Raw genomic sequence first — 10,817 nt, 5'->3', positions numbered from 1 at the left:
CGGCGGCGTCGAGCTCGGCGGAGGCCTCGGCGCAGCCGGTGCGGCGCGCGATGTAGCCGGCCACGGTCTCGCCCTCGCGGCGCTCGTGCTCCTGCGGCAGCCAGCCGACGAAGGCGTCGCCCGGCGCGAGCACGACGGAGCCCCCGAGCGGAGCCGTCTCGCCCGCGAGGATGCGCAGGAGCGTCGACTTGCCGGCTCCGTTCGCCCCCACGACGCCCACCACGTCCCCGGGGGCGACCGTCAGGTCGAGTCCGTCGAACAGGGTGCGGTGCGCATAGCCTCCGGAGAGGCCCTTGGCGACGAGGGTGGCGGTCACCGGTCCAGCGTAGGCGCGGGCGACTCGCTAGACGGCCTGGTGATCAGCCGGTCTAGGATGTGCGGATGAGCGACACGAGCCTGCGGAGCGGCGCCGGGTACTGGTACCCGGACGAGTCGTCCACCCGGCGTGCGGTCGAGGTGCTGAGCGCCATGCGCACGTACCGCGTCTCCGAGGTCTCCATGCGCCGCCGCACGCGCGAGCGGATGGCGATGGGCGAGACGGACCTGATCGCCATCCAGTACCTGCTCCGCCAGCAGCGCAAGGGCGAGCTGGTGACCGGCAAGGATCTGGCCTCGCACCTCTCCATCTCGTCCGCGTCGACCACGGTCCTCATCGACCGCCTGGTCCGCAGCGGCCACCTCGTGCGCAAGCCCAACCCGACCGACCGGCGCGGGATCGTCGTGGAGGCGACCGTCGACAGCGACGACGAGGTGCGCGCCACGCTCCAGGAGATGCACCGCCGGATGCTCGAGATCGCCGAGGACCTGGACGCCCCCGAGGCCGAGGTCGTCGTCAACTTCCTCCGCCGGATGAGCGCGGCCGTCGACGAGATCGACGCGGAGCACGGCGACGGGCACGATACGGACGAAGCCGACCCGGCGGAACCCTCCGCGGCGAAATAGCTAGACTGACTAGTAATAAGCCGAGGGGCCTATAGTCTGGCGGCATGGGTCAATTCCTCTACGGCACTCCTCCTGCCGTCATCGAGATCGAGGACCGGACCCTGGCCCACCTCCAGATCGTGATCTACGCGAAGTTCCGCCGCGACGAGCGCTTCAGCCTCACCCTCGACTCGATGCCCGAGGGCGCGCGCGGCCGCCACTCCTTCTGGATGAACCCGAACATCGCCCTGCAGTTCCACTTCGCTGGGAGCCGGCAGCCGACGATCAACCCGACCTGGGTCGAGCTCCTGATGGACGCGGCGAACAGCGGCGGCGGGCTGCGCCTGCTCCCCGAGCCCCCGTCCTGACCCGGTCCCGGTGAGGCCGACCCGGCCCGGACGACCGCGGAGCTCCCCGCACGACGGTGGATCCGCAGCACCGGCCTCCTGCGACAGCGCACGTGCCCCCGGCCGCCCCGTCTCCTATGGTGGAGCGGGCGCCGCGGGGCGCGCGGAGGGCGGGGGACATGCGCAGGACGGTCATCGGAGCGACGGCACTGGCCGGGGTGCTCGCGCTCGCGGGGTGCTCGGCGCCCGCTCCGGCTCCCACGGTCACGGTCACCGTGTTCGCCACGGCGACGCCGACTCCGGTGCCGGACCCGACCGTCACGGCGGCGCTCCCGCAAGCGACGGCCACGGTCTTCGCGCCGGTCCCCGAGGCGACGGTCACCTTCACGCCGAACGCGACACCGGACATCCCCGAGACCGCCTTCGCGGTCGACAACGGCGCGGTTCCCGGGGCGAACGGCGAGCCGACCCGCGACGGGGAGGGGGACATCGTGAGCTACACCGTGGTGCAGGGCGACACGTTCTTCGACATCGCGCAGCGCTTCGGGATCCCGGTGCAGCAGCTGCTCCGGATGAACCCGACGATCGCCGGAGCCGGCGAGGCGGTCTACATCAATGCAGTCATCAACCTCGACGCGAGCACGCTGGGCTGAGCGGAGCGGCGAGCCGCGGAGGCGGCCGCTCAGAGCGACCCGGCTACTGCGACTTCGGCAGGACGTGGAACGCGACGGCGAGCGATCCCGAGATCATCAGGATGCCGCCGACGAAGAGGAATCCGGCGATGTCGGGCAGCAGGAACGAGTTGCCGAGAACGAGGATCCCGCCGAGGAACAGCACGAACGAGAGGACGACGCCCAGACCAGTCATGCCCTCATCGTACGCAGGTCACGGGAGCAGGAGGTCCGCGAGCTCCTCGGCGCCGGACACCAGCGCGATCGTCCCGACCGCCTCGAGCGGCGATCCGTAGCCCCACTCGACCATGATCGTCGGCACGCCGTGGGCGGCGGCGCCCTGCACGTCGTGCTCACGGTCGCCCACCATCACCGGCGCCGAGAGGTCGACGCCGAGCTCGCGGAGCCGGCGCAGCGCCTCCTCCACGACGTCGGCCTTGGCGCTGCGGACCTCGTCCTCGGAGGCGCCGCAGATCACCGTGAAGTACTGCGCCAGTCCGTAGTGCTCGAGGATGCGCGTGGCCGCCGACTCCGGCTTGGAGGTCGCGAGCGAGAGCGGCACGCCGGCCTCGGCGATGCGCGCCAGCACCTCGGGCAGCCCCGGGTAGACCGAGGAGTCGAACAGCCCGCCCGCGTTGTAGCGGCGGCGGTAGACCACGAGCGCGGCCTGCGCCTCCTCGACGGTCATCCCGCCGAGCTCGCGGAACGCCTCGAGCAGCGGAGGGCCGACGTAGGCCAGCAGCTCGGCCGGAGCGGGCACGGGGCGGCCCAGCTCGACGAAGGTCTCGACGAGGGTGCCGGTGATGCCGGGGGCCGAGTCGGTGATCGTGCCGTCGAGGTCGAACAGGATGCAGGACCAGGTGCCGGCGCGCGCGTCGAGGCCGGTGGCGGCGAGGGTCGTGTCGGACATGGCGGGCTCCTGACCTCGGAGGACGGGGTGACGCCGGCGCTGCCCCGCCGGGGGCCACACTCTACGGCCGTTCGGCGTCCAGAGCCCGTTCGACGAACGAACGGGTGACGACCTGGGCGATCGAGCCGGGGTCGAGCTGCACGGCGACGAAGTCGGCGGTGCGGATCAGCGCGAAGGCCTCGCGTCCGGGGAGGACCAGCATCTGCACCTGCGGATGCTGCTGCCGGGGGACCGCGGTGCGCACCTCGTCCGTGGAGGTGAACAGCGGCAGGACCTGCTCCCCGGTGGTCGTCGCGACGGTGCGGACGTGCGGCACGCCTCCGGGCTGGGAGCCCGTGACGTCGACCACGAGGGAGCCGTCGAGGCAGGCCTCGAGCAGCCGGTCGACGGCCTCGGCGGTGGGAGCGGCGACGAGCGCCTCCAGTGCTTCCCGAGCCTCCGCATTGCGGTACGGACCGGGTCGCGCCGGGCGTGCAGGGGGTCCGCCTCGTCGTGCCATGACTCCACGCTAACGAAGACCGGGGCGTGATCGGAATCGCCGGGTCCGGTTCCCGGGAATGCGCGCGATCGGTGTCCGGAATCGTTACGGCCGTCTGCGGACACCGTGTCCTCTATTCGACGGCTGGTGGCGAACAGCTCGATTCCGCCCTGATTGCCTCCGCTTATCCTGAACATTCCCCTCGACATGGCGCGAGAAAGGGACGAATGGCGCCATTCATGGCGCACTCGATTGTGAAAGGGGGTAATGTCTCTTCCGGTCCGGGTCGAGACAGTCCGGTCCCGCGAACTCCAGGAGGAAAAGTGGCCCAGAAGATCACGCTTGTCGACGATATCGACGGAACCCTTATCGATTCCGGTGACGGCGGTACCGTCCGCTTCAGCATCGAGGGCGCCAACTACGAGATCGATCTCGGCCCCGACAACATCGCCGAGCTCCACTCGGCGCTCGAGAAGTTCGTCTCGAGCGCCCGCCGCGTCGGCTCGCGCCCCGCGGCCGCCACGAGCGTCGCGACCGCCTCCAAGAGCGACCCCAAGCAGCTCAAGGCCATCCGCGAGTGGGCGAACGCCAACGGCCACCCCGTCTCCGACCGCGGACGCATCCCCTCCGAGGTCCAGGCCGCCTACCAGGCCGCCCACAAGTAGCGGCCGCCGGGCTCTCGGCCCGGTGAGACGCCGCATTCCCGGGTCTCGCGCCCGGTGAGACGCAGCATTCCCGGGCCTCGCGCCCGGTGAGCGGAAGGCCCCCGTGATCCGATCGCGGGGGCCTTCGCCGTGCCTGTCGCCGCGTCTTCGCTGTGCCTGTCGCCGTGCCTGTCAGAACAGGCGCGTGTGGGAGTCGTCGGTGCCGCGCATGGCCTCGTAGTCGAGCACCACGCAGCGGATTCCGCGGTCCTCGGCGAGAGTCCGCGCCTGCGGCTTGATCTCCTGAGCGGCGAAGACTCCCGTCACCGGGAAGAGGTGCGGATCGCGATTCATCAGCTCGAGATAGCGGGTGAGCTGCTCGACTCCGTCGATCTCGCCGCGGCGCTTGATCTCGACGGCGACGGCGGCTCCCGAGGAATCGCGGGCGAGGATGTCGACCGGGCCGATCGCGGTCATGTACTCGCGCCGGACGAGAGTGTGCCCCTCTCCGAGGAGGCCGATCTGCTCAGCGAGAAGGCGCTGGAGATGCGACTCCACTCCGTCCTTCACGAGTCCCGGATCGACGCCGAGCTCGTGCGCCGAATCGTGCAGCACCTCGTGGATCGAGACGACGAGAGCGTCGCCGGTCTTGCGGTGCGCGACGGTCCACTGCTGCGTCACTCCCGCGGCGCGCGCCTCCCCGTCGGGCTCGCCCGTGATCAGCGTGCAGGGCGGGCTCATCCAGTTCAGCGGCTTGTAGGAGCCGCCGTCGGAGTGGATGAGGACGCTCCCGTCGGCCTTGACGAGCAGGAGGCGGGTGGCGAGCGGGAGGTGGGCGCTGAGACGGCCGGTGTAGTCGACGGAGCAGCGCGCGATGACGAGACGCACCCGTCGAGGATAGACGGCGCGGCTCCGGCGGGCTCCCGGCTCAGCGCGCGGCGACGGGAGGCCGGCGGCCGAGCGGAGGAGCGGGCGGCGGCACCGAGAGCGAGGCGCGCAGCGCGACCGCGAACTCGGCCGGCGCCTCCGCCCACGGGTGGTGGCCGCTCGACTCGATGACGGCCAGGCTCGCCTGCGGCAGCAGCGCGGTGAGCGCCTCCAGAGCGGCGACGCCCGTCACCGGATCGTCCTCGCCGCCGAGGACGACCGCGGGGCAGTCGAGGCGCTGCAGAGCGTCGCGGATCGCCGCGGTGTCGTCGGAGCCGGCGGGAGTCGTGTGACCGGCAGCCCGGTCGTCGATCCCGAGCCAGGCGGTGCCGGGGGCGATCAGGAGCAGGTGGGCGACGCGCTCGGGCGCGTCCACGGCGGCGAGCAGGACGGCGCGGCAGCCGGAGTCGTGCGCGGCGAGATCGAGCTCGTCGACGCCGAGGTGGCGGCGCAGGTCCTCCACGTCGGCGGCCGTCGTGGCCGGGGGAGCGGGAGGCAGCTCCGCGGAGCCGCCCACTCCGCGCGGGTGCAGCACGAGGACGCGGCGCGTGCAGGCGATCGAGGCGAACGAGCCGAGGTAGGAGGGGTGGCGCTCCGGCTCACCGGGGACGACGACCAGGGGCCGCCCCTGACCGGCTCCGTGCTCGTCGACGTGGAGCAGGGCGCCGTCGCGCGCTCGGTACCGCATCCGCTCCCCCTCCACCGCCGTCCTGGGAAGCCTAGGGGGAGGCGCGCCGGGGCGCCCGGGCCCCACGGGGGCTTGCGGAGGCGCGTGGAGCGGGGCGGTCAGCTCCGCCGGCTGCGGGCGGCGGGGGAGGCGAGCCCGGCCACGACCACCAGGGCCAGCACCAGGAAGAGGGCGTTCAGCAGTCCGTAGTGCTCGCCGAGGAAGCCGATCGCCGGCGGTCCGACCAGGAACGCGACGTAGCCGAGCATCGCCACCGCGCTGACGCGGGCGGCCGAGTGCGGCCCCTCCGCCGCGGCCGACATGCCCACCGGGAAGCCGAGCGAGCAGCCCAGACCCCAGGCGACCGCGCCGACGACGACGAGCGCGTCGACCGGGGCGAGGATGAACAGCAGGATGCCGACGATCGCGAGCCCGGCGGAGGCGCGCAGCACCGGGACGCGGCCGAAGCGGTCGAGCACGGGCCCACCGATCACGCGTCCGACGGTCATGGCGGCGACGAACACGCCGAACACGACGGCGGCGGTCGTCTTGTCGGTGCCGTGGCCGTCGACCATCGCCAGGGTCAGCCAGTCGTTCGCGGAGCCCTCGGCGAAGGCCATGCCCAGCATGATCAGGCCGATGAGGACGAGGCGGCCGTCGCGCCAGACGCCGAGGGAGGCGGCGACGCGCTCGCGGACCGGCGGCTTCACCGTGGTCGCCGCGCCGGAGGTGTCGAGCTCCTCGCGGACCGGGACGAAGCGGATCGCGATCACCGCGGTCACGGCGATCACCACGGCGATCGCGCCGAGGTGGACGGCGACGGGCACGGCCAGAGCGGAGGCGCCCGCGCCGATCAGCGCGCCGGCCACGGTGCCGAGGCTGAAGAAGGCGTGGAACAGCGGCAGGAGCGTCTTGCCGAAGGCCTTCTCGTTGGCCGCTCCCTCGACGTTCATCATCACGTCGACCGCTCCGTTGCCGAAGCCGAGCATCGCCATGCCGGCGAAGGCCGCGGGGAGGACGCCGATGACGTCGGCCGAGACGCCCAGCACCGCGAGGCCCGCCGCCGAGACGGTGAGGCCGAGCGCCATGCCGCGCCGGGCGCCGATCGCGCCCATGACCGGCGTCGAGAACGCGAGTCCGACGATCGCGCCGATCGACATCGAGAGGATCAGCAGGCCCACTCCGGCGGTCGAGAGCTGGAGCTCGTCGCGGATGGCGGGGGTGCGCGAGACCCAGGTGGCGATCGAGATCCCGCTGAGGACGAAGATCGTGAAGACGGCGTTGCGCCAGGCGACCAGCTGCGGGCGCGTGAGCGCGGACGTCGAGGTCATGGCGGTTCTCCTGGTGCGGGCGGGATCCGGACACCGGATCGAGAGGCACGGTCGAATCGATTCGAAGCGAGCCGGTCTAAGCTATCCGGAACCCCGGGGCCGGTCAACCGACGACGAGTGCGCCGCCCCCACTAGGAGGAACGTGGAACCCCGCAAGAGCCCCCGGCCGACGCTCGCCCGCGTCGCGAGCCGGGCCGGAGTGTCCCCCTCCACCGCCTCGCTGGTCTTCAGCGGCTCCGGCCCCGTCTCGGAGGCCACGAAGGAGCGGGTGCTGCGCGCGGCGTCCGAGCTCGACTACGCCGGCCCCGACCCGCGGGCGCGCTCGCTCCGCCGCGGCCGCTCGGGGATCGTGGGGGTCGTCGTGGACGAGCGGATGCTGCACGCGTTCCGCGACCCGATCAAGATCGCCATGCTCGACGGGATCGCCGACGTGCTCGGCGGGGTCGACGCCGGGATCCTGCTGCTCACCGAGACCGGCGACGGCGCGGGCCTGCTGGCGACGGCCCCGGTCGACGCGATGATCCTGGTCGGCTGCAGCCCGTCGGTCGACGACTCCGTCGCCGTGCTGCGCCGCCGGGGGGTGCCGGTCGTCGTGGTCGAGGGCCTCTCGGAGCTGGGCGGCGCCGTGATCTCGCTCGACAACCGCGAGGCCAGCCGGACCCTCGCGGAGCACCTGCGCGAGCTCGGCCACGAGCGGGTCGCGGTGGTCGCGCTCCCGTTCGCGAAGGACCGCCGCCGCGGCGCGATCCCGCCGGGCTGGCGCTCGAGCCCCAGCATCACTCCGGTCGACCGGCTCCTCGGCGTGCAGGACGTCTTCCCGGACGCGTCGGTCGTCGCCGCCGCAGCGAGCTCGGTCGACGAGGGCGTCGCCGCGGGCCGCACGCTGCTCGAGGGGGCGGAGCCGCCGACCGCGGTCGTCGCGCAGAGCGATCTGCTGGCCGCGGGCGTGATCCTCGCGGCGGAGGAGCGCGGGCTGCGCGTGCCCGAGGACCTCTCGGTGGTCGGCTTCGACGGCGTGCAGGTGCCCGGTCTCGCGGCCGAGTACGACCTCACGACGATGGCCCAGCCCGCGGTCGAGAAGGGCCGTGCGGCGGGACGGGCCGCGGTCGCGCTCCTGGCCGACGAGGAGGCGGAGGCGGTCTGCTTCCACGCCGTCTTCCACCGCGGGAACACCAGCGCTCCGCCGCGCTGACCGGAGTTGTCCACAGGCTTCTCCACAGGGGAGGTGCGCGATCAGCGGAGCCAGACGTCGCTGCGGACCCGGAGCCCGAGGGTGACCGCGCGGGCGCCGAGGAAGCCGACGGCGAAGGCGAGCCAGAGCGCGAGGAGGCGCCATTCGGCGGGCGCGGCGGGGGTGAGCAGGGCGAGCGGGACGAAGACGGCGAGGTTCGCGAGGCCGCTGAGCGCCAGGTAGCGGCCGTCGCCGGCGCCGATCAGCACGCCGTCGAGCACGAAGACGTAGCCGCCGAGCGGAGCGGTGAGGCCCACGACGGCGATCGCCGCGGGCAGCAGCCGCAGCACCTCCGGGTCGCTCGAGAAGACGTACGGCAGGACACCGCTCAGACCGGTGACCAGCGCTCCGAGCACTACTCCTGCACCGATTCCCCAGGTCACGCAGCGTTTCGTAACGGCGCGGGCCTGCTCGGCGTCGCCCGCGCCGAGGAGGCGGCCCAGCAGAGCCTGCGCGGCGATCGCCACCGCGTCGAGGGCGAAGGCGACCGTCGAGAACAGCGTCATCGCCACCTGGAAGGCGCCCAGCTCCTCCGCCCCGAGCGAGGTGGCGGTCGCGACCGCGAGAAGGATCGCCGCGCGGAGGCTCGCTGTGCGCAGCAGCATCCAGCCGCCGGATCCCGCGGAGGAGGCCAGGCCCGCGAGGTGCGGCCGCAGCGGCGCGCCGACCCTCCGGGCGAGCCGCAGCGCGACTCCCGCGTAGGCCGCGAGCATGGCCCACTGCGCGATCACCGTCCCCAGCGCGGAGCCGGTTATCCCCAGGCCGGCCGGGTAGATCAGCACGGCGTTGAGAGCGGCGTTGAGGGCGAATCCGCCGGCGGCGATCACCAGCGGAGTGCGGGTGTCCTGGAAGCCGCGGAGGAGCCCGGTGAGCGCGAAGACGCCGAGCATGGCGGGGATCCCGGCCATGCTCACCGCCAGGTACCGCACGCCCGCCTCGGCCACCGCCGGCTCCGCGCCGAAGAGCGCCACGACGGCCGGAGCGGTCAGCGCGCCCACCACGGCGATGCCGGCGCCGAGGAGCAGGGCCAGCCAGCCGCCGTCGATCCCGGCCGCCACGGCCCTCCGCTCGTCGCCCTCGCCGAGGGCCCGGCCGACCCGCGGAGTCGTGCTGTACGCGAGGAAGACCATGAGGCCGACGATCGTCTGCAGCACCGTGCCGCCCAGCGCGAGCCCGGCGAGCGGGACGGCGCCGAGATGGCCGACCAGGGCGGAGTCGGTGAGCAGGAACAGCGGCTCGGCGACCAGCGAGCCCAGCGCCGGGACGGCGAGCCGGAGGATGCTGCGGTCGAGGGCGGAGGTCACCGCTCGACGCTAGCGGCTGCCGCAGCTCCGGGACGGGCGTACCGTGGGCGGGATGCAGCGCTTCGGGATCGGGCTGGCGGCCGTGGGCCGGCCGGCGTACATCACGGCAGGGCGCGACGACGACCTCGGCCCCGCGGCCGAGCGGAGCGTCGACGCGCTGCGGGAGCGCACGCACCTGCTGCTCGACGCGGCGTGGGACGCCGGCGTCCGCTTCCTCGACGCCGCGCGCTCCTACGGGCGGGCGGAGGAGTTCCTCGGCGGCTGGCTCGCCCGGCATCCGGAGCGGCGGGCGGCGCTCACGATCGAGTCGAAGTGGGGCTACGAGTACGTCGGCGGGTGGGCGATGGATGCGCCGGTGCACGAGCGCAAGGAGCACTCGATCGCGATGCTCGACCGCCAGTGGCCGCTCACGCTCGACGCGCTCGGCTCGGCGCCTGACTCCTACCTCGTCCACTCGATCACTCCCGAGAGCCCGGCCCTCACCGACCGCCCGCTGCTGGACCGACTGCGCGGCCTCGCCGGCTCCGGAGTGCGCGTCGGCCTCTCCACCAGCGGACCCGAGCAGGCGCGCGTGATCGAGCTCGCCCGCGCGATCCCGGAGTCGCCGTTCAGCGCGGTCCAGAGCACCTGGAACCCGCTCGAGCAGTCCGCGGGCCGGGCGCTCGCCGCCGCGCACGACGACGGCTGGCTGGTGGTGGTCAAGGAGGCCCTCGCCAACGGGAGGCTCGTGGCGCACCCGATCGAGCACGCCGGCGCCGCGCCGGACGCCGTCGCCCTGGGGGCCGTCCTCGCGCAGCCCTGGGCCGACGTCGTGCTGAGCGGCGCGGCGACTCCGGAGCAGCTGCGGGCCAACCTGCGCGCGCAGCCCCGGGAGCTCCCGGACCTCCCGGCGCTCGCCGTGGATCCGGCCCGCTACTGGGCCGAGCGCTCCGCTCTCGACTGGACCTGAGAGCACTCGAACGAAGTGAGGCGTGCGCTCCGGCGCCGCACGGGATAGCGTTCCTCTCAGCGACCCGTCTGCCCTCTCTGCGAGGGCTGGCGCGCGGATCGGCCCTCGTGATATCCCCCGAGGGGATCCGCCCCGGCCCGCCACCCCTCTTCGAGTGCGGGCGAATCGAGCGTCCGGTTCTCAGGCGATCCGCAGGTTACGGGCGGGGCGACGGCAGTGCCAGAGGAAGCGGGGCGCGCGGGCTTAACGGGGGGTGACGCATCGGCGGGCTATTGCCGGGGAGGCCGGACGGCCGTGGTCCGAGGAGTCGATCCGGATGGCGCACTCGAGGAGCTCGGCGCTCCTCCACAGGGCGCGGATCAGCGCGGGCATCCCCGGGAACGATCGTCACGATCCCGAGCCCTCAGGACTCGGAGCCCCGCCGCACGCGGAGCCGC

At 73.3% G+C, this 10,817-nt stretch carries 14 protein-coding genes; 6 read left to right on the top strand and 8 right to left on the bottom strand.

The features are described 5' to 3' along the window. Positions 1-316 (bottom strand): ATP-binding cassette domain-containing protein (locus C5C74_RS15925; RefSeq protein WP_146083096.1); only part of this gene is annotated, 316 nt, incomplete at its 3' end. 65 nt (positions 317-381) lie between these two features. Here C5C74_RS15925 and C5C74_RS15920 point away from each other — a divergent pair. From C5C74_RS15920 to C5C74_RS15910, 3 genes are all read left to right on the top strand, one after another. After that, entirely contained in the window at positions 382-942 is a 561-nt protein-coding gene (locus C5C74_RS15920) for a MarR family winged helix-turn-helix transcriptional regulator (protein ID WP_104256423.1), read from the top strand. Between the two features lie 44 nt (positions 943-986). Beyond that, complete coding sequence (locus C5C74_RS15915; RefSeq protein WP_104225758.1) at positions 987-1,289, top strand: ATP-dependent DNA ligase; 303 nt, start codon at positions 987-989, stop codon at positions 1,287-1,289. A gap of 158 nt (positions 1,290-1,447) precedes the next feature. After that, positions 1,448-1,921: a LysM domain-containing protein gene (locus tag C5C74_RS15910; protein WP_104222627.1), complete on the top strand. Its 474-nt coding sequence runs from the start codon at positions 1,448-1,450 to the stop codon at positions 1,919-1,921. A gap of 43 nt (positions 1,922-1,964) precedes the next feature. Here C5C74_RS15910 and C5C74_RS17570 read toward each other — a convergent pair whose 3' ends face one another. From C5C74_RS17570 to C5C74_RS15900, 3 genes are all read right to left on the bottom strand, one after another. Beyond that, positions 1,965-2,135, bottom strand: a complete 171-nt coding sequence (locus tag C5C74_RS17570) for a hypothetical protein (protein WP_159911733.1) — start codon at positions 2,133-2,135, stop codon at positions 1,965-1,967. An 18-nt stretch (positions 2,136-2,153) separates the two neighbouring features. After that, positions 2,154-2,849: an HAD hydrolase-like protein gene (locus C5C74_RS15905; RefSeq protein ID WP_104222626.1), complete on the bottom strand. Its 696-nt coding sequence runs from the start codon at positions 2,847-2,849 to the stop codon at positions 2,154-2,156. 61 nt (positions 2,850-2,910) lie between these two features. After that, positions 2,911-3,348: an SseB family protein gene (locus tag C5C74_RS15900; protein WP_104262595.1), complete on the bottom strand. Its 438-nt coding sequence runs from the start codon at positions 3,346-3,348 to the stop codon at positions 2,911-2,913. Between the two features lie 302 nt (positions 3,349-3,650). On the opposite strand from C5C74_RS15900, the gene C5C74_RS15895 reads away from it, so the two are divergent. Beyond that, positions 3,651-3,992, top strand: coding sequence for an Lsr2 family protein (locus tag C5C74_RS15895; protein WP_104222624.1), 342 nt, complete (start codon positions 3,651-3,653; stop codon positions 3,990-3,992). A 171-nt stretch (positions 3,993-4,163) separates the two neighbouring features. Here C5C74_RS15895 and nucS read toward each other — a convergent pair whose 3' ends face one another. From nucS to C5C74_RS15880, 3 genes are all read right to left on the bottom strand, one after another. Continuing rightward, positions 4,164-4,859: an endonuclease NucS gene (nucS, locus tag C5C74_RS15890; protein ID WP_104225757.1), complete on the bottom strand. Its 696-nt coding sequence runs from the start codon at positions 4,857-4,859 to the stop codon at positions 4,164-4,166. A gap of 40 nt (positions 4,860-4,899) precedes the next feature. Continuing rightward, on the bottom strand, positions 4,900-5,586 hold the full coding sequence (locus tag C5C74_RS15885) for an alpha/beta fold hydrolase (protein ID WP_104308166.1): 687 nt from the start codon (positions 5,584-5,586) through the stop codon (positions 4,900-4,902). 98 nt (positions 5,587-5,684) lie between these two features. Continuing rightward, positions 5,685-6,896, bottom strand: a complete 1,212-nt coding sequence (locus C5C74_RS15880; RefSeq protein WP_104225755.1) for an MFS transporter — start codon at positions 6,894-6,896, stop codon at positions 5,685-5,687. A 142-nt stretch (positions 6,897-7,038) separates the two neighbouring features. Here C5C74_RS15880 and C5C74_RS15875 point away from each other — a divergent pair, with 142 nt between their 5' ends. After that, on the top strand, positions 7,039-8,088 hold the full coding sequence (locus C5C74_RS15875) for a LacI family DNA-binding transcriptional regulator (RefSeq protein WP_258064213.1): 1,050 nt from the start codon (positions 7,039-7,041) through the stop codon (positions 8,086-8,088). Positions 8,089-8,129: 41 nt separating this feature from the next. Here the strand turns inward: C5C74_RS15875 and C5C74_RS15870 are convergent, their stop codons facing one another. Next, positions 8,130-9,431: an MATE family efflux transporter gene (locus C5C74_RS15870; RefSeq protein ID WP_104351871.1), complete on the bottom strand. Its 1,302-nt coding sequence runs from the start codon at positions 9,429-9,431 to the stop codon at positions 8,130-8,132. A gap of 52 nt (positions 9,432-9,483) precedes the next feature. Here C5C74_RS15870 and C5C74_RS15865 point away from each other — a divergent pair, with 52 nt between their 5' ends. Beyond that, positions 9,484-10,380: an aldo/keto reductase gene (locus tag C5C74_RS15865; protein WP_104351872.1), complete on the top strand. Its 897-nt coding sequence runs from the start codon at positions 9,484-9,486 to the stop codon at positions 10,378-10,380. Positions 10,381-10,817: the final 437 nt, after the last annotated feature.

The organism is Rathayibacter sp. AY1E8 (assembly GCF_002931415.1).
Taxonomy (GTDB): Bacteria; Actinomycetota; Actinomycetes; order Actinomycetales; family Microbacteriaceae; genus Rathayibacter.
This window is presented reverse-complemented; position numbering and strand designations above follow the sequence as displayed.